The following is a 16,570-nucleotide window of genomic DNA, read 5'->3' as shown; positions in this document are numbered from 1 at the left end:
AGAGGCTATCGGATTGATACAGCAATGGCAAAATCCGCGAGAGATATTAATAAAACAAAATTCATTCAAATAATGGAACTTATCACCCGCACTGATGACTCACTACATTTGCGAATACAATGATTTCACCCATTGATATGAACAGTGTTCATTTTACACTCTTTGGTTGGAATCAATTTAAAGGACAATAACGGATGAAAAGAGCACTACTCCCCTTAACGTTAATCACTTTGCTCTCTGGCTGTGCCAGCATGTCTCCCGAAGAATGTAAAACCGCGGACTGGTACAACGTCGGATACCAAAATGGCTTAAACGGCAACGCGCCAAGCATTATTAATAGTTATACCGAAGACTGTAACGAGGCCGGGGTGACTCCAAATCGCGCGCAGTGGAAAGAAGGCTTCGATAAAGGCACCATCATCTATTGCTCTCCAGACAACGGTTACACCGTGGGAAGTGAGGGCAGAGAATATTATGGCGTATGCAGCAACAAGCAATTTCTTGAAAATTACCAATTAGGTCGTCAGGAATATCAACGCCAACAGCGTATCCAACAAATCGATACCGAAATCTCGGTTATCGACAATCAGCTAGACAACAATCCTGATAAAGAAAATTCTAAGCGATTAAAAGAAAAGAGAAAAAGGCTAGCAGATGAGCGTTCACAACTGCTCACACCAACCATTAATTTCAATTTGAACTTCTAAAACCGCTGCATTTCGTTTGCTAAAAATCCATGGCCCTAGCTCAGCTCTAGGGTCATAAATTGGCTGTTCGGATCGAGTTCGTAATCCCCGAACGGCTTACAGTAGACAAAGCCATGTTTCTCATACAGCAGACGGGCAGGCTCAAAAAATTCCATCGAACCCGTTTCTAGGCTTAATCGTCGTAGCCCTTTTTGCTTTGCTTGCTCAATCACATGAATCAATAATTGAGACGCCACACCTTGGCCTCTTGCCGATGGCGTAGTGCGCATTGATTTCAGCTCTGCGTGTTGCTCGTCCAATTCCTTAATCGCAGCACAACCAAGTAGCTGTTTCTCTCTCCATCCAGTCCAAAATGTCACTTCTGGCGCTTTCAGTCTATCCAAATCTAACGCATGTACGCTCTCTGGTGGCGACGTGGCATACATATCTTGCAAATGCTCTTCTAGCAGCGCAATGACCTCTGCTCTTTCTAAATTATCGACTTCAATGTTCACATGTCTTCCTTGAGAGTTCGTGGTTATTCATTCAATTGCATCAAATTTATTGCAAAACTTTAGTAAGTACAATCTATTGCTTTGTTCTTCTTTACAACCCTTGTCGCATGATGTGCTGAGGCCCAACCGGACCACCATGATACAGCTCGTTAGTATCTTCAAAGCCCGCCTTTAGGTAACACTGGTAGGCGGGGACGTTTCGACAATTAACCGTTAGGTAGAGAAATTCAAACGTTGGGTAATGCAACTTAACAAAATCCCCAAACAGCCCGATTGCTTGCTTCGCAATACCTTTGCCTTGATGGCGATGATCCACCAGTAATGAGCGAACACCTAAACTTCTTTGAGGGCAAAAGTCATAATCTTCACTGTACGCAGCATCAAATAAAAAGAACCCGACGACACGATCATCTTCAAGGATCAAATGAGGCAGCTCTGTCGGTTTAAGACTTTCCAACCGCTTACCAATATTCTCAACCGTAAACTGAGCTTGATCTTCCAAGACTTGCAGCTCAATGGTTTGAGCGTGTCGACATGGCGTATACTTTTCAATAGTAATCATGGTCATCCTTGTTTAATTTACATTCGATTCATACAGGGTATGTCGTAAATGGAAATACCTACGGTCGTAATTCCCACTCGCAGGCAAACGTTTCACATTTTATTATCCTCGCCAATTGTCAGTGAGGTTATTATGTTCCGTTTTCTGCTTTGTAGTTTTTCCCTTGTATTACTCTATCCTACCGCGATTGATCTTTACCTTGTAGGTTTGCCACAAATTGCAGCCGATTTACACGCCAACGAGTCACAATTACATATCGCGTTCTCTATCTATCTCGCGGGAATGGCAGCCACTATGCTATTTGCAGGCAAGATTGCCGATTCCATTGGCCGCAAACCCATGGCTATGGTTGGCGCTGCGATCTTCATTGCGGCATCACTGCTTGGTAGCATGGCTGAGCAATCCACTGCATTTTTAATCTCACGTTTTGCCCAAGGTATTGGAGCAGGCTCTTGTTACGTGGTTGCTTTTGCCATTCTAAGAGACACGTTGGATGATAAACGCCGCCCTACAGTGCTATCTATGCTCAACGGCATTACCTGCATCATTCCGGTCATCGCGCCAGTGATTGGGCACTTGATCATGCTTAAATTCCCTTGGCAGAGTCTGTTTACCACTATGGCAGGCATGGGTGTGGTGGTTTGTTTGCTTTCAGTCTTGGTGCTGAAAGAATCGAAACCTAGCGTCATCCCACAACAAAACACCGCTTCAGCTTCTAACCAAGAAAACTTCTGTGAACGCTTTTTTATCAGCCGACTCATCATTACTGCCATTGGCGTGACCACCATTCTTACCTACGTGGATGTCTCTCCAATGCTGGTGATGGGCGAACTTGGTTTTGATCGTGGTGGCTACTCTTCGGTCATGGCTGGCACAGCATTAGTCAGTATGATCACTTCTTTCTCTGCGCCATTGGCTTTGTCTTACTTTAAGCAACGTACTCTGATGTTGATTTCGCAAACCTTGCTTGTCAGTGCTGCGATGGTGATTGGTTTTGCGCATCTAAACCAATGGGGAATCCCATTTTACTTATTCGGATTTGGGCTAATTTGCGCTGGCTTCTCGATTGGCTTTGGCGTGGCTATGAGTCAAGCGCTCAGCCCTTTCTCTCTGCATGCTGGTGTAGCAAGCTCACTGCTGGGCATCGCTCAAGTATGTTGCTCTGCCCTCTACATCTGGTTTATGGGGTTCATCGGCGTTAATGCGCTGAATATGTTGGTGTTTATGTTAGCAATAGGTGGCGTAATCAGCTTGTCTCTAATACTATTTATTCCTATGCCTGCTCATGAAAGCCACTATGAAGAAGTCACTAGCTCGTCTTGATCTCAACTTGTTGTTCACTCTGCAATTGCTGCTGCAAGAGCAGAGTGTTTCTAAAGCGTCGAAGAAATTAAACGTCACGCCTTCAACGGTAAGTAAATCGCTTAATAAGCTTCGTGACTGGTTTGATGATCCTCTGTTTGTCAAAACACCAAAGGGATTAGCACCCACTCCGTTAGCGCAAAGCATGGAGCAAGATCTGGCGGAATGGCTACAAATTGGCAGCCAAATTGCGGAGAAACGCAGCGATATAGCCCCAAAAGGCATACGCTTTGATCTGACCATTGAATCCCCGTTAGTGCTGACGATTCTTGATAATCTTCTTGTTGCAATCCACCAGCGCTACCCAGACGCCAAAGTCAAAACCAGTAACTGGGATTACGATTCACTCGATGCGATTGTGCGTGGAGAGGCAGACATCGGCTTTACCGGAAGAGAGAGCCATCCCCGCTCGAAAGAGTCACTCGACCTGCTCCCTTACTTCCTCGATTTTGAAGTATTGTTCTCAGATTTACCTATGGTGTACTTGCACAAGAATCACCCTGCTTTGAAGCAGGAATGGAATCTTGAGACCTTTTTGAGCTATCAACACATCAACATTGTTTGGGAAAAGAGTGAAACATGGGCTTTAGATGAAGTGTTGAGTGAACTTGGCCTACAGCGCTCTATTGGCTTAACCATGTCGAGCTTCGAGCAGTCTCTGTTTATGGCCGCGCAACCACACCACAATATGCTGACCACAGCGCCGCAGTACTGCGAGAGTTACACCAAGAAGCTGCATCCAGATTTGGTGTGCCTACCCATTCCATTGGAACAAACTCAACAAGATAAACTGCTGATCCCATTCACCATGATTTGGCACAAACGGAATGCTTACAACCCAAAACTGGTGTGGTTACGAAATACCATTAGGTTGCTTTTTTCCAGCCAACCGTGACGAGCAATTAGCAGCTAAGTGGGGTGAAAATGTCATCCCACTTAGAGTTTCTAAATGCGCTTCAAATCAGCCGCTGCTTATTCCACATTAACCTGCCTTTTCTCAGCAAGAGCCATAGCGATATTGGCTTTGCTGTATGCACTCTCATTGATGAAGTGCGGATAGATCTCCTGTTTGCCTTCCCAAAAAATGTCGTAACCAAAGAAAGTCGCAAGCAAGGGCTCTCCGGGTTTCACCACTTCGAAATCTCGTCCACAGATCATAGGGTGCACTATCGCAACACGCATTCCATCGTGGTCAACAGGGATCATCACTTCTTCAGTATAAAAATATGCATCATAGTTGTTCAACTCACCAACTTGACCAAGGTTATGCTGCTCAAGGTAATCTAATACCATGGTCAGCATCTTTTTCATCAGCTCTAGAGTCTCGTAGTTTAGCGAACCATGCGCTTGAGCCCCAACTTCGATCATCACACCATGCTGCCCAGTGGTGCACAAGTAAGGTTGGTCATCCCACGCTTTTCTGTCTTCAAACAAGATGTTGGCTTCTGGCATGCGTTGCTTCACATAAGCCCCCATCTTGCGATAGAACACGTCGTTAGAAACCAAAATCAAGGTCGCGCCCATGTTACTGGTGGTGTTATGTAGGTCGACAATAAGTTGCTTTTCTTCAGCGGCATGAGTTTGGGTAAATTGCTTTGCCAATTCTGTCTCTTGCAGGCTCCCGCCTTCACGATGAGAAGAGGCTGATGAATTCGCAAGCGCAAACTCGCGGTTTAAATCCGTCTCAACATAACGAACGTTTTGCTTTACCGCTTCCGGGTTGCCAAGCACACATTGAGTGCTGAACGTAGAGCGTTCAGCATCGTAAAGACGATCTTTGATGAGCTTCTGAAGATAAATGCCAGAAAGCTCATTACCATGCGTGCCTGCTACGAGCAGAACACGATTAAGTTTGTCCATAAAAGTGATATTCCAAATATTGAGTAAAAGTGAGTTTTGGTTGAGGTTGAGCAGCGCCGTGCTTTTTAGCGAAAGGCCATTGCTCCTTTCCCTACGCCTTCATAAGCAATGATTTGTAACGACTGTCCTTCATCCAATGAAGGAGCGATTTCATTTGCGACAAACACAGCCAACAACTCTACCGTCGTATCGGTGTTCAATACCTCGGTTTCGCTGTGCGCGATAGCGAGTTGGAAGTCACCTTGTGAAGTGGCGTATCGGAAACCAAAATGCGTGTCACAGTTGATGAGGCTTGCGTGTTCGCTTAGATCCAGGTGGCCAATCTCGACTAAGTCTTCGATGGATGCGAGGTAGATATCTTGCCAACGCTGTGCAAAAGCGTGCTCACGAACGGTATCTCGCTGACCATCAACCAAAATTTGAATCGGTGAGCGATGCCCGTGCGCAATGCGCTGGCAGTTACCGTCGTGTTTTTTCAAACCGTGGGTGTAGTGATAATACGCACCATCAAGTTTTTCATGACGCAAGGTCAGATCAATCGATGCGACATTACTTGGCAGATGACCTTGCAGGACGTCGTGGATGTGTTGCGTTAAGCTCTCTATTGAGATGTCTTCCGCGTTCACAAAACAAAATGCTTCATCGGGGCAATTCAGGTGAATACTCTTTTCTCCACGCATAAGATCCACTTGAGAATAGCCCGCTTCGGCATTGGTAATTTCCACCGCCTCGTTCTTTACGGGTATAAGCAAACGGTGATCAACATATTGATCCACCAATTGCTTGATTTGTTTTTTCACTTTAGAGAAATCCAGCACCATGCTCATCTCATTGAGATCACCATGCATTACTACGTCCAGAATCCAACTCTCACCCACCATGCCTCGTGTTTGACACAGGTATGAAGCATCAATAACCGTGAGATCGTTAACAAATAGATTCAATCTGAATTCCTCATTCTATATCGAGCATTAAAATCAAATTGTTATATTATAACACTTGCTATTGTTACTCAATTTCGCAATATGATGACTTTTTGACTCAATGCTGCACTTGTTCTCTTTTGTTTAAGTAAAACTAGCAGCTGTTAATGAAGCATTGTTATTTTTTGGTGTCGCACAGCTGACTTTGCTCGCACTTTACAGGCGGCAAGCACAGCAACCATGTTTACGGTTTGGGTTGTAGTGGCAGCGCTTTCTGAGAACTTGTTTAAACCAATGTCGATGGGCCGCGGGGTTGATGTTCCAATGCCAGTGATTCTGCTTGGTGCAATAGGTGGTATGCTCTTCTATGGCATCGTTGGCCTGTTCTTGGGTGCCGTTATCCTAGCAATTTGGTACGAACTGTTCGTTTGGTGGTTGAGCATTGAGAAAGCACAACAGCAAGAAGAGAGCTTGCGAGAAGAGAAGGATGAAGCACAAGCCGAATCAGGACACGGTGCGGTCATCTAATCTTTATTAATCACCTCATCAATTGAAACAAACCGCTGCCTTTGCAGCGGTTTGCGCAACTAAGTTCACAGTTTCATTGTTTGCTATCCGATTAAAATGACGTTCTTGTTAAATTTTCAATCTTCTTACATTAGGGAGTTGCAATCAGACAATGAACGATGCACTCTCGATGACCACCAATACAGTGCTTAGGATAAAAACAATGAAATTGATCAAGCCTTTAACTTGCGCGCTTGCTCTGGCAATGAGTGGCATGGCTTTCGCGGATGTGACAGTAACCGTTCCTGACGACGTTTCTATTTTGGCGGCTAACGGCGAGAAAGTGAAATTATCGGGTGGCTTCTTTGCTTCTGAACGTTCACTAACTCTGCCAGATGGCGTTAACCAAGTTGTATTCCGTTACTCACCATACTTCAGCCAAGGCAATGATCGCCTAAGCGTGGAAAGTGACGTTATCGTAACTCGTTTCGACGCAGCGGGCGCAGAACTAAGCATACAAGTTCCTGAATACCGAGACCTTCGCCAAGCGGAAGACAAAATCAAAGACCTAGATTGGAAACTGATTGATGCTTCTGGCAACGCAATTGCGGTAGAGCAAGACAAGCTAATCAAACCTGGCATGCAAATCGGTCGTAATTACGTGCGCGAAGTGGAAGATTACAACAAGACAGGTGGCGTAGCGGCAATCGGTGTTGCAACAGCAGCGGTTCAACCTGTAACACTTCCTGCAAAAATTCCAGCAGACATGAAGCAAACTAAGCCTGCGACAATGAAAGCAGATTCAACGGCTGAAGAAATGCTACATTTCTGGTACCAAAAAGCGGACGCTGAGACACAAGCGCGCTTTAAAGACTACATCAACCAGCAATAAGCCCGTTGTGTAGTTAACGAAAGATTCAATGCAAAAAGCCACACTCGAGTGTGGCTTTTTTAATTCAGAATTTATACGCCTAGGTCAGCATTGGACCATAGAATCGGTAGGTAACATCGAGCTCGGACTTATCACTTTCATAGTCCACGCCAATCAACGTAAACGCTGTGCTTTTTGTTGAAGTAATACTCCACTTCGACATAAGGCAGCACGGTGAACTCTTTCAAATCGAGATCAGATTCGAAATCAATGGTGCGAATTTTGTCGAGGTAAGGGTCGTAAGCGTTGAGTTTTGTATCAGTGCGAGAGAAAAAGCCACCCACTTCCACCTCCCATTCGCCAGCCATCGTAGCAAAAGAAGTGAGCGCCGCAAGGCACACTGCCCAACCTGCTTTTTTCATCATCCTTGAATCCTAAGCGATTGAATTTATGTCTGAAGAAAGTGTAGTTGTAGGAAGGGAGATATAAGAAGTTGACTCGATCGCAACTCTGAATGAAACAAAGATTGTAATGCAGGATAAGCGAGTGGCTTAGCAATTGACGACTTTGGTGCCCGAAAGCATGTCGTGCAACAAACGTTGCTCTGGATGGCAAAAAAGCAAAACGATGTTCAATAGTGAAGTAAATGGTATAAGCATCTCAATTAAATAGCTTAGACACAATCGAAGTGAAGCAGTGACTTTCGTCGTATCGTGACCGTTCTTCATCACGACTTTAATACCAACGAGCCGCATACCTATGGTTTGCCCTTCCCTAAGCAAATTCCAATTCACTAACATCAACATAGGTATGGTGAGTACGTAGCTAGCCTTGGTATCTTTTACTAACTGAAGGTTTTCACTCAAGGAGAGTTCGAAGCCATTCACAAATGAATTGATGGTCAACGCGATCAGCAACACGAATCCCGTTACGATCAACAGATCGATGAAACCGCCAATAATCCTTTGCTTTCTCTTGGCAATAGAACGACTCATACCTAATCCCCTCAAATGCAATCTGATGCATTCTAGAGACGAGACTAGGCATGCTCAATTAAGAGACGTTATATTTGTGACGCTCTCTCAGAAGTGAGATGATCTAAAAATTAGTCAGTGCTCACCAATATCTCTCGTAAATGATATTACCACCCGTACGAGCTCGATATTTTTCTAACCCCAACTCTTGCAAAACAGGCGAGGTATCTTTGATCATCTCAGGATTACCGCACATCATCACAAAACTGTTTTCTTTAGAAAAAGGCCGGTCAGCACAGTTAGCCAGCTCTCCTGAAGCGATCAAGGCTGGAATACGACCTTGTAACTTATTCGGAGCATTTTCTCGGCTAACAATCGGCACGTAACGCAAGCGACCGTCATAACGCTGCTGAAGCTGTTCGATCAAGTATTTGTACACCAAGTCCCTTTCATAGCGCACGCCATGTACTAACACAATATGATCGCAGTGCGGCAACAAGTTGATGTCATCGAGTAAAGAAAGGAAAGGACCTATCCCCGTCCCCGTAGAAAGTAGCCAGAGATCATTGGCGTGTTTGGGGATGGTGTCGTGGACCAGATCGCCATGAGCGGTCTCACCCACATAGATGCTGTCGCCCGTTTGAAGCTGCTGCAGCCTTGGAGTTAGTTGCCCTTCTGGATTCGCGACAATTAGGAATTCAAGCCATTCAAACTGCTCACTAGGTGCATTTACCACCGAGTACGCACGGCTGATTGAGTTGCCCTGTTCGTCGAGCAGAGCGAGTTTAGTAAATTGTCCGGCTTTGAAGGAGAGAGGCGCACCGGACACCCTTAAACTGAACAGCTCACCTGTCCAGTCGATTCGTTTTTCTACTCTGGCAAGATTGAAACCTTTCAGCTCTGTCATCGGACATCTCCTTTTGGTTGCACTTACTTAAACCTACGCCTCACAACTGACTATGTAAAGTTTTTAGTTTACAAAAATAAGCAACCATTCTATTTCACAATTTACATACAATTTTATTACAATTTAATCAATTCCATCTAGAATAAATACTCAAAGTGATAAGTCGCTCAGCAAATTGCGGCAACGTCGATGAAAAAGGAACATGAGTAATGGATACGTTATTAAAAGAATTCCCAGTGATTACGGAAATCAAAGTCGCTTGGGGAGAGATGGACGCCCTGCAACACGTTAACAATGCGGTGTATTTTCGTTACTTCGAGACCGCGCGTTTGGACTACTTCAACAAGATTAATCTATTGGTAGATTTGCAGACGTCTCACATCGGTCCGGTTTTAAGTGAAACTCAATGCCGTTACAAGCTGCCCGTTACTTTTCCAGATACGCTTTTAATTGGCTCACGCGTTATCGACATGCAAGACGATCGCATGACAATGGAATACCAAGTGCTTAGCAAGAAGTGGGGCAAGATTGTGACTGTCGCCACCGCCACTGGTGTGATGTTTGATTTTAAGAACAACGTGAAAGCCGCAATTCCAGACCATGTTCGCCAGTCGATTTTAGAACTGGAAAGCAACGTGGGCAGTACGCATCATTTGGAATAATAAAGAGGCGAGATGCGAGAGATTAGAATCGAGATTTCCGACTGCGCTCCTTCGTCGCTATCGGGAATGACGCAGAGGAACTCTTCCAGCTTACGTTATAAGAAAAGCTGTGTCATTCTAGCGAGCCAAGGCGAGACTAAGAATCTACTTACCGCTTGCTGCAGACCATAAAGCAGTGAATAAACTCAATATATTCTGAATCACGCTTCTCGCTCGGGCGCTCAGCCCTCAATGCGAGCTCAGACGTCATTCCGGACGAGCCCGAGCGAGCCATCCGGAATATCTCTTTGAGACGTTAACCAAATCCAATTAACAGAACGTCTCGATGTACAGCGCTTCCACCTTATCTCTCGCCCATTGCGTTTTACGCAGGAACTTCAACGACGATTTAATCGAAGGATCTTTCTGAAAACAATTAACACGAACGCGCTCATGCATTCCCTTCCACCCAAAGTGCTCAACTAAACGGGTAAGGATTTTTTCTAAACTCAACCCGTGAAGTGGGTTATTCGGCTGCTGTTGGCTCATGCTATGGATCCAGTAAAGTGAAGTTGCGCGCTAATCTAACTCAAACTCGCCGTGCAACCTAATGTTTTAGCCTTGAATTGCCCTGCGACTCTCCCCTATAGTAGCTCAAACTTCTTAAAAGCCCCTTTTCATTATGAAAGCCCTCAACGATCTGAATATCTTTGTCGAAACCGCACGCCAAGGCAGTTTTTCGAAAGCCGCCAACAGCATGGACATGACACCTGCAGCCATCAGTGCATCGATCAAACGTCTTGAAGGGCAGATTGGCTTTCCGCTGTTTGTACGCTCGACTCGCAGCCTGCGCCTAACCTCCGAAGGTGAACTGTTCCTAGATAAAACCACCCAAGCATTGGCAACATTGCAAGAAGGTTTGGATCAGATCTCAAGCGCGCGTGGTGAGTTATCAGGTCAATTGCACATCACGGCACCATCTGACTTTGGTCGTAACATGCTGCTTGATTGGGTCGATGAGTTTATCGAGCTCTACCCGAACGTCTCCATCAAGTTAGAGCTGTCTGACAGCTTGACGGATATGTACACCAAACCCGTCGATATTGCGATTCGATACGGTGAACCCGCAGATTCTAACTTAGTTGTGCTGGCATTATGCGGTGCGAACGAACGGATCTTATGTGCCTCCCCAGAATACGTTGCAAGTAATCCAGAATTGACTAAACCAGAAGATCTCCACCAGCACAACTGCTTGTGTTACATGGTAGCGGACTCGGTATACAACAAATGGACACTGACTCGCGAAGGTGAAACAGAACAGGTTGTCGTAAGTGGCAAGCTACTCAGTAACGACAGTGACTTATCCCATCGATTAGCAATTAAAGGCAAAGGCATTACCAATAAATCACTGATGGACATCAGCCAAGATTTGATTGAAGGAAGATTGGTACGCGTACTGCCTGAGTGGGATTGTGGTCCCGTACCGCTTTACATGGTGTGCGCTGATCGTCGATTGCTAACACCAACGATTCGTACTTTCCGAGATTTTATCCAAGAGAAATGTTGCCAGCAAAGGAAGTCTGTACTGACAACATTCTGTTCAGAGCGTTAACCAACGAACGTCATCGGTCGGATATGGGTGTACTCAAGTAGGCCGTTCTTTTCTAATGTAGAAAAACATTGGGCAATGTGAGGGCTTTGTAAGTGCTTGTCTAAAGCTTCTTGCGATGCCCACATTTCTTGGAACATAAACAGGCCTTCGATTTTTTCATCCAAATACAGCTCGTATTGGCAACATCCCTCTTCTTCACGAGTGGGAGCGAGTAGTTCAGTAAGTAACTGAGTAACCTGTTCAATATGGTCAGGAAAAGCTTTAATTTCCGCGACTAGATGGATCATTTTTTATCTCTTTGAGTGTGTTTCTATATTCCAACAATCTACTCCTTTCCACCCAAGAGAAAAATCGACCTGAGCGAATAACTTTTTCAAAATAAATTTGAAAATTTATCTGACGCTAATTAAACAACGATTTCACCCACAGCACCAAACTGTCCCATAACTTACCAATCCATAAGCCCTCTTCCACCGCTTGGTTACTTACCAACGGATAGCTTGCTACTGTTTGATCGTCACTCTTCCACACGACTTTACCAACCACATCGCCTTTCGCGATGGGTGCTATCAACGGTTCATTCACGACCACGCTCTTGTCTAAACCAGCGGTTAGAGAACGAGGCAGCGTCAGGTACGCATCTTGAGCAAAGCCCAAATCAATCTCACTGACATCGCCTTTCCACACTTTTGCACTCGCCTGCACTTCTCCCTGTTTTGCCACTTGTTTGGTATCATAAAAACGGAAGCCGTAACTGAGTAAGTTCTTAGACTGGGTGATTCGCGATTGTTTACTTGGCGTCCCCATGACGACAGAGATCAATCGCATCTTTCCTTGTTTAGCAGAGCTCACCAAACTGTATCCCGCATTGCTGGTGTAGCCCGTTTTACCTCCATCGACATCCATCGATTTATCCCATAGCAACTTATTGCGGTTGTATTGGGTGATCTTGTTCCACTTGAACACCTTCTCACTATAGAGGGCATAGACTTCAGGCACGTCATTGATGATGGATTGCATCAGCGTCGCCATGTCATTAGGAGAAGTTTGAATGCCCTCGCTATCCAGACCATGCGAGTTAACAAAGTAGGTATCATTCAAACTGAGCTTGTCCGCCCAACCGTTCATGAGCGCGACAAATGCTCCTTCGCTACCGGCAACGTGCTCGGCGAGCGCCACACAGGCATCATTACCGGACTGGATGATCACGCCGCGCATTAGGTTAGCAACGGTGATTTCATCTTTGGGTTGGATAAACATTTTTGATGAATCCGGGAATTTGGCCGACCACGCGTTTTCACTCACCGTCACTTTGTCGTCCCAATTGAGTCGCCCAGCTTTGATCTCTGTACCTACCACATAGGCCGTCATAAGCTTAGTTAAACTGGCAGGGGCTAATCCAGCACGCGCGTTTTGCTCCGCAATAATAGCGCCGGACTGAAAGTCCATTAGCACATAACCTTTCGCCTGCAACTGAGGCGGATTCGGCGTTACGACCGCCAGTGCGGGTGCGCTAAAAGTCTGTAGTAATAAACAAGCAAGCGTAATTCGGGTTAGTGACGTGTTCATCAAGCATCCTCCATGGTCAATGACCGCCAAATGTCTCGTTTCATAAAAACTGTTCAAGATGGTGATAAGACAGTGATTTCCAAACTTCACCTAACAGATCATAGTTCACTCAGTGCATACCAACACGGAAAGATCGAAGAGTTTCAGTTTTGATTGCCTTTCAGGAGTCAAAAATCGAGTTCTTACAACAAATCGGTTGTTTCTAATAAGGAATTCGATATCGTAAAGCGACTATAAACAAGGACAGACCATAACAATGAACGCTCAATCATTTATCGACGCAGGATTGCATTACACGCCCCACTCGTTCACCGTGCCACTGGATTACCAAGATCTAAGCAAAGGCACGATCAACGTCTTCGCTCGCTCCGTTTGTTTAGTCGGCGATGAAGACTCAAAAAAACCATGGCTAGTGTATTTTCAAGGCGGTCCGGGCTTCCCTTCTCCTCGTCCAAACGGAAACAACGGCTGGATCAAGCGCGCGCTGAGTGAGTATCGTGTACTGCTGCTCGACCAACGCGGCACTGGCAACAGCAGCGTGATCAATCATCAGACTCTTACGCACCTCACGCCGGAGCAACAAGCAGACTACTTAAGCCACTTCCGCGCAGACAACATTGTTCGCGATGCGGAATTTATCCGCGAACAATTTGGCGTTAAGAAGTGGGCGATTTTAGGTCAGAGCTTTGGTGGTTTCTGTTCATTAACTTACCTATCGCTATTCCCAGACAGTTTGCTGCAAAGCTATATCACAGGTGGTGTGCCTTCGGTTTCTCGTCATGCGGATGATGTGTACCACGCAACATTCAAGCGCACGATGGAGAAGAACCAAGCCTTCTTCCAGCAATTCCCACAAGCGCAGCAACTGTGCCAAAACATTGCCAATCACTTATTGGAGCACGAAGAGTTTCTGCCAAATGGTCAGCGTTTTACTGTTGAACAGTTCCAACAAATTGGGATTAACTTTGGTGTCAGTGATACCTTCTTGCCAACTTACTACTGGCTAGAAAGTGCCTTGATTGAAGCGAACGGTAAACCTCAGCTTCGTTATGAATTCCTCAACGACATGTTGGCGCAGCAAAACTTCCAGACCAATCCAATTTACGCGATTCTGCACGAGTCGATTTACTGCCAAGGATTTGCTTCTCGCTGGAGCGCGCACCGAGTACGTCAAGAGCACGATGCGTTCAACTACGAACAAGGCAAGCCGTTCTACTTCACTGGCGAAATGGTCTTCCCTTGGATGTTCGACCAATACGTAAATCTAAAGCCATTAAAAGAGGCAGCAGAATTACTGGCAGAAAAAGCCAATTGGACGCTACTATACGATGCGCAGCAACTGGCAAACAATAAGGTGCCGGTAAGCTGTGCCGTCTATGCCGACGATATGTTTGTAGAAATGGACATTAGCCGTGAAACACTCGCTGCGATACCGAACTCAAAAGCGTGGATCACCAACGAATATGAGCACAACGGTCTTCGCGCGGATGGCGAGCGCATTCTCGACAAGTTAATTGCAATGGGAAAACAAACCGAAGCGACACTGAAATAAGCGGCTAACGCTCAGAAAACCTAGATAGAAAAACGCCTCTTTATCACGAGATAGAGAGGCGCTTTTTATTCTGGTTTGAGTGCTTGTTACGATTAATCTTTGACCCGCTTAGTCATCATTTTGGTGATAACGCGGTAACCCATCTTATGATAAAAATCCTCGCCTTCGTGATTAAATGAAGCCACGTTTAAACCAATTTCTTCAATGCCTTGGCTGCATAAGTCGCTCTCGATTTTATCCATCAAAGACAAACCAATACCTAAATTTCGGTGGCTTTCAGACACCACTAATTCGTTGATATAACCGATGCATTTTTCCGGAGAAAGCATCGAGTTAACCTCTCGAACGGTACCAGAGATAAAACCAACTACTTCTCGGTGTGAACAAGCAATAAAAGCCGTGATGCTGCCATCAAAATATTTATCGAAGGTATTACGTTCCTCTCTGAGCTTTGCCATTTCCTCCGGTGAGCGGTAGAAGTCTGGCTCAGCCTCATAGTGGGAAGTGTCGAGTTCAACTAAGAGCGTTTTCAACAGAGGGACGTCTTCTTCTCTTAGTCTTCTGATGTGGAACTGTTGCATATTGAATTCCTTTGCCAACCGATCTGCATCAAGCACAGATCTTTGCTTCAACTGATTATCGGATAAGAAGTTGTAGGAATGTGAAGCACATCAACAGTACAAATTTCGACCATGCATGTCGAGTACGTTTTCTACACTTTTCTGAGTTTTTAATGATAATTTGAACACCCACAAAATTTAAGTGGAAATAAAAATCCCCTTTTCTCAATAAAAGGGGATTAGAGACCTAATTTAGAAAGCGGCATTTTGCTCAAAAGCGAGTGCGGATTTTAAGCGACTGAAATCGCCAATGGGTTCGCCATCAAGCATAAACTGTGGGTAGCTTCTTGCGGTTGGGAATAACTCGAACAAGGTTTCTCGGTCAAATTCCACATCCAACTTGAGCGTTGCCACGTTAAAGCCCTGATTTTGCAACCACATTGCTGCGGTTTCACATTGGGAGCACTGCTCCTTGCTGTACATTTCTATTTTCATCACTCTTCTCTGCTATTCCTTGCCGTTAGAAATCTGCATCAAAACTCAGCTGGCGATCTTGTGGTCGTTTGTACTCAGTAACGCGTTTTTCGAAGAAGTTGGTCTTTCCTTCCATGTCCAGCAAACGCATGTAATCAAATGGGTTTTCCGCACCAAAGATCGGGGTGAACCCAAACAAACCAGCGATAACATCGGCAGTGTGTTCAATGTACTGGCACATTAGTTCTGCATTCATACCAATCAAGTCCACCGGTAGGGCTTCCGTTACAAACTCTTTCTCAATTGAAACCGCTTCTCGGCAAATCTCTTCAAACTCTTGTTGCGTCACTTTGCCCTGCCCCAAGGTTTTGAATAGCAGCGCAGAGAAGCTAAAGTGCAACCCTTCATCACGAGCAATCAAGTCATTGCTTGCTGCCAAACCAGCCAGCAAACCACGTTTACGGAAGTAGTAAATGGCACAGAAGCTGCCAGCGAAGAACAAGCCTTCCACCAAACCAAATGCGATCAAACGCATTGCCAAAGGTTTATCGGAAGAGATCCACTTCATTACCCACTCCGCCTTACGCTTCACGGTCGGGACGTTTTCAATCGCATTGAACAAGCGCTCACGCTCTTCAACATCGGGAATGTAAGTTTCGAGTTGCAGTGCGTAAGTCTCTGCGTGAATAACCTCATTAAATGCCTGCAAAGCAAGGAAGCAGCGTGCTTCTGCGATTTCAATTTCGCCATAAAATCGAGTCAATAAGTTCTCGTTGATCATCCCTTCGCTCTGGGCAAAGAACGCCAACACATGTCGAATGAAGTGCTTTTCGCCTTCGGTCAGCTTGGCAAGATCAGCAAGATCTTGAGCAAAGTCGAGTTCTTCTGTGGTCCAGAATGCCGCTTCGTGCGTTTTGTACGCTTGCCAAATCTCTTCGTATTGAATGGGGAACAAGCTAAATTTGTTTTTAACAATCATACCGTTTCCTTACTTT

The 16,570-nt window shown here is 45.3% G+C and carries 19 protein-coding genes and 2 pseudogenes; 8 read left to right on the top strand and 13 right to left on the bottom strand.

From position 1 onward, the window contains the following. Positions 1-194: 194 nt before the first annotated feature. Positions 195-707 (top strand): DUF2799 domain-containing protein, encoded by a 513-nt coding sequence (locus A8140_RS24245; protein WP_005529555.1) that lies wholly within the window; start codon positions 195-197, stop codon positions 705-707. Positions 708-742: 35 nt separating this feature from the next. On the opposite strand, the gene A8140_RS24240 is transcribed toward A8140_RS24245, so the two are convergent. Together A8140_RS24240 and A8140_RS24235 are read right to left on the bottom strand one after the other, a co-directional pair. Further along, positions 743-1,201: a GNAT family N-acetyltransferase gene (locus tag A8140_RS24240; RefSeq protein WP_005529552.1), complete on the bottom strand. Its 459-nt coding sequence runs from the start codon at positions 1,199-1,201 to the stop codon at positions 743-745. Between the two features lie 91 nt (positions 1,202-1,292). Beyond that, complete coding sequence (locus tag A8140_RS24235; protein WP_005529550.1) at positions 1,293-1,763, bottom strand: GNAT family N-acetyltransferase; 471 nt, start codon at positions 1,761-1,763, stop codon at positions 1,293-1,295. Between the two features lie 132 nt (positions 1,764-1,895). On the opposite strand from A8140_RS24235, the gene A8140_RS24230 reads away from it, so the two are divergent. Beyond that, positions 1,896-3,086 (top strand): MFS transporter, encoded by a 1,191-nt coding sequence (locus A8140_RS24230; RefSeq protein ID WP_005529549.1) that lies wholly within the window; start codon positions 1,896-1,898, stop codon positions 3,084-3,086. Beyond that, positions 3,061-4,020 (top strand): HTH-type transcriptional regulator YidZ, encoded by a 960-nt coding sequence (gene yidZ, locus A8140_RS24225; protein ID WP_005529547.1) that lies wholly within the window; start codon positions 3,061-3,063, stop codon positions 4,018-4,020. Before A8140_RS24230 ends, yidZ begins: the two co-directional genes overlap by 26 nt. Positions 4,021-4,097: 77 nt before the next feature. Here yidZ and A8140_RS24220 read toward each other — a convergent pair whose 3' ends face one another. Beyond that, a complete protein-coding gene (locus A8140_RS24220; protein ID WP_005529545.1) occupies positions 4,098-4,985 on the bottom strand; it encodes an aspartoacylase in 888 nt (295 codons plus the stop codon). A 65-nt stretch (positions 4,986-5,050) separates the two neighbouring features. Then, positions 5,051-5,929 (bottom strand): 6-carboxytetrahydropterin synthase, encoded by an 879-nt coding sequence (locus tag A8140_RS24215; protein WP_005529543.1) that lies wholly within the window; start codon positions 5,927-5,929, stop codon positions 5,051-5,053. 198 nt (positions 5,930-6,127) lie between these two features. On the opposite strand from A8140_RS24215, the pseudogene A8140_RS24210 reads away from it, so the two are divergent. Together A8140_RS24210 and A8140_RS24205 are read left to right on the top strand one after the other, a co-directional pair. Further along, positions 6,128-6,436: pseudogene (locus A8140_RS24210) on the top strand (AI-2E family transporter); the annotation flags it as partial. Between the two features lie 202 nt (positions 6,437-6,638). After that, complete coding sequence (locus A8140_RS24205; RefSeq protein WP_005529538.1) at positions 6,639-7,307, top strand: DUF2057 domain-containing protein; 669 nt, start codon at positions 6,639-6,641, stop codon at positions 7,305-7,307. 140 nt (positions 7,308-7,447) lie between these two features. Here A8140_RS24205 and A8140_RS24200 read toward each other — a convergent pair. The 3 genes and pseudogenes from A8140_RS24200 to A8140_RS24190 all read right to left on the bottom strand — a co-directional run. Next, positions 7,448-7,711 (bottom strand): annotated as a pseudogene (locus tag A8140_RS24200) (DUF481 domain-containing protein); the annotation flags it as partial. 126 nt (positions 7,712-7,837) lie between these two features. Continuing rightward, positions 7,838-8,281 (bottom strand): RDD family protein, encoded by a 444-nt coding sequence (locus A8140_RS24195; protein WP_005529534.1) that lies wholly within the window; start codon positions 8,279-8,281, stop codon positions 7,838-7,840. Between the two features lie 121 nt (positions 8,282-8,402). Then, the gene (locus A8140_RS24190; protein ID WP_005529532.1) at positions 8,403-9,167 is read right to left on the bottom strand and encodes a ferredoxin--NADP reductase; all 765 of its coding nucleotides are present in this window, start codon (positions 9,165-9,167) and stop codon (positions 8,403-8,405) included. Positions 9,168-9,376: 209 nt separating this feature from the next. Here A8140_RS24190 and A8140_RS24185 point away from each other — a divergent pair, with 209 nt between their 5' ends. Then, entirely contained in the window at positions 9,377-9,829 is a 453-nt protein-coding gene (locus A8140_RS24185; protein ID WP_005529529.1) for an acyl-CoA thioesterase, read from the top strand. A 309-nt stretch (positions 9,830-10,138) separates the two neighbouring features. Here the strand turns inward: A8140_RS24185 and A8140_RS24180 are convergent, their stop codons facing one another. Beyond that, a complete protein-coding gene (locus A8140_RS24180) occupies positions 10,139-10,357 on the bottom strand; it encodes a VF530 family protein (protein ID WP_005429327.1) in 219 nt (72 codons plus the stop codon). Positions 10,358-10,490: 133 nt separating this feature from the next. Here A8140_RS24180 and A8140_RS24175 point away from each other — a divergent pair, with 133 nt between their 5' ends. Continuing rightward, the gene (locus A8140_RS24175) at positions 10,491-11,420 is read left to right on the top strand and encodes a LysR family transcriptional regulator (protein ID WP_005529526.1); all 930 of its coding nucleotides are present in this window, start codon (positions 10,491-10,493) and stop codon (positions 11,418-11,420) included. Here A8140_RS24175 and A8140_RS24170 read toward each other — a convergent pair. Continuing rightward, positions 11,417-11,707, bottom strand: coding sequence for a putative quinol monooxygenase (locus A8140_RS24170; protein WP_005429323.1), 291 nt, complete (start codon positions 11,705-11,707; stop codon positions 11,417-11,419). The genes A8140_RS24175 and A8140_RS24170 overlap by 4 nt on opposite strands. A 115-nt stretch (positions 11,708-11,822) precedes the next feature. After that, on the bottom strand, positions 11,823-12,989 hold the full coding sequence (locus A8140_RS24165; protein WP_005529523.1) for a D-alanyl-D-alanine carboxypeptidase family protein: 1,167 nt from the start codon (positions 12,987-12,989) through the stop codon (positions 11,823-11,825). Between the two features lie 256 nt (positions 12,990-13,245). Here A8140_RS24165 and A8140_RS24160 point away from each other — a divergent pair, with 256 nt between their 5' ends. Further along, on the top strand, positions 13,246-14,541 hold the full coding sequence (locus A8140_RS24160; protein ID WP_005529522.1) for an alpha/beta fold hydrolase: 1,296 nt from the start codon (positions 13,246-13,248) through the stop codon (positions 14,539-14,541). Between the two features lie 92 nt (positions 14,542-14,633). Here A8140_RS24160 and A8140_RS24155 read toward each other — a convergent pair whose 3' ends face one another. The 3 genes from A8140_RS24155 to A8140_RS24145 form a co-directional block, all read right to left on the bottom strand. Next, a complete protein-coding gene (locus A8140_RS24155; RefSeq protein ID WP_038862782.1) occupies positions 14,634-15,122 on the bottom strand; it encodes a GNAT family N-acetyltransferase in 489 nt (162 codons plus the stop codon). A gap of 231 nt (positions 15,123-15,353) precedes the next feature. Next, positions 15,354-15,596: a glutaredoxin family protein gene (locus A8140_RS24150; RefSeq protein WP_005529518.1), complete on the bottom strand. Its 243-nt coding sequence runs from the start codon at positions 15,594-15,596 to the stop codon at positions 15,354-15,356. A 25-nt stretch (positions 15,597-15,621) separates the two neighbouring features. Then, positions 15,622-16,554: a ribonucleotide-diphosphate reductase subunit beta gene (locus tag A8140_RS24145; protein WP_005529517.1), complete on the bottom strand. Its 933-nt coding sequence runs from the start codon at positions 16,552-16,554 to the stop codon at positions 15,622-15,624. Positions 16,555-16,570 lie beyond the last annotated feature (16 nt).

Origin of the sequence: Vibrio campbellii CAIM 519 = NBRC 15631 = ATCC 25920 (genome assembly GCF_002163755.1) — a bacterium.
GTDB classification, from domain to species: domain Bacteria; phylum Pseudomonadota; class Gammaproteobacteria; order Enterobacterales; family Vibrionaceae; genus Vibrio; species Vibrio campbellii.
The sequence above is the reverse complement of the archived record's forward strand: the minus strand, read 5'-3'. Positions and strand labels throughout refer to the sequence as shown.

Excerpts from the sequence above, each read along its gene's own strand:
- A8140_RS24245 (WP_005529555.1), top strand. The coding sequence starts at position 195 with ATGAAAAGAGCACTACTCCCCTTAACGTTAATCACTTTGCTCTCTGGC.
- A8140_RS24235 (WP_005529550.1), bottom strand. The coding sequence starts at position 1,763 with ATGATTACTATTGAAAAGTATACGCCATGTCGACACGCTCAAACCATT.
- A8140_RS24230 (WP_005529549.1), top strand. The coding sequence starts at position 1,896 with ATGTTCCGTTTTCTGCTTTGTAGTTTTTCCCTTGTATTACTCTATCCT.
- yidZ (WP_005529547.1), top strand. The coding sequence starts at position 3,061 with ATGAAGAAGTCACTAGCTCGTCTTGATCTCAACTTGTTGTTCACTCTG.
- A8140_RS24220 (WP_005529545.1), bottom strand. The coding sequence starts at position 4,985 with ATGGACAAACTTAATCGTGTTCTGCTCGTAGCAGGCACGCATGGTAAT.
- A8140_RS24205 (WP_005529538.1), top strand. The coding sequence starts at position 6,639 with ATGAAATTGATCAAGCCTTTAACTTGCGCGCTTGCTCTGGCAATGAGT.
- A8140_RS24195 (WP_005529534.1), bottom strand. The coding sequence starts at position 8,281 with ATGAGTCGTTCTATTGCCAAGAGAAAGCAAAGGATTATTGGCGGTTTC.
- A8140_RS24190 (WP_005529532.1), bottom strand. The coding sequence starts at position 9,167 with ATGACAGAGCTGAAAGGTTTCAATCTTGCCAGAGTAGAAAAACGAATC.
- A8140_RS24185 (WP_005529529.1), top strand. The coding sequence starts at position 9,377 with ATGGATACGTTATTAAAAGAATTCCCAGTGATTACGGAAATCAAAGTC.
- A8140_RS24180 (WP_005429327.1), bottom strand. The coding sequence starts at position 10,357 with ATGAGCCAACAGCAGCCGAATAACCCACTTCACGGGTTGAGTTTAGAA.
- A8140_RS24175 (WP_005529526.1), top strand. The coding sequence starts at position 10,491 with ATGAAAGCCCTCAACGATCTGAATATCTTTGTCGAAACCGCACGCCAA.
- A8140_RS24170 (WP_005429323.1), bottom strand. The coding sequence starts at position 11,707 with ATGATCCATCTAGTCGCGGAAATTAAAGCTTTTCCTGACCATATTGAA.
- A8140_RS24165 (WP_005529523.1), bottom strand. The coding sequence starts at position 12,989 with ATGAACACGTCACTAACCCGAATTACGCTTGCTTGTTTATTACTACAG.
- A8140_RS24160 (WP_005529522.1), top strand. The coding sequence starts at position 13,246 with ATGAACGCTCAATCATTTATCGACGCAGGATTGCATTACACGCCCCAC.
- A8140_RS24155 (WP_038862782.1), bottom strand. The coding sequence starts at position 15,122 with ATGCAACAGTTCCACATCAGAAGACTAAGAGAAGAAGACGTCCCTCTG.
- A8140_RS24150 (WP_005529518.1), bottom strand. The coding sequence starts at position 15,596 with ATGAAAATAGAAATGTACAGCAAGGAGCAGTGCTCCCAATGTGAAACC.
- A8140_RS24145 (WP_005529517.1), bottom strand. The coding sequence starts at position 16,554 with ATGATTGTTAAAAACAAATTTAGCTTGTTCCCCATTCAATACGAAGAG.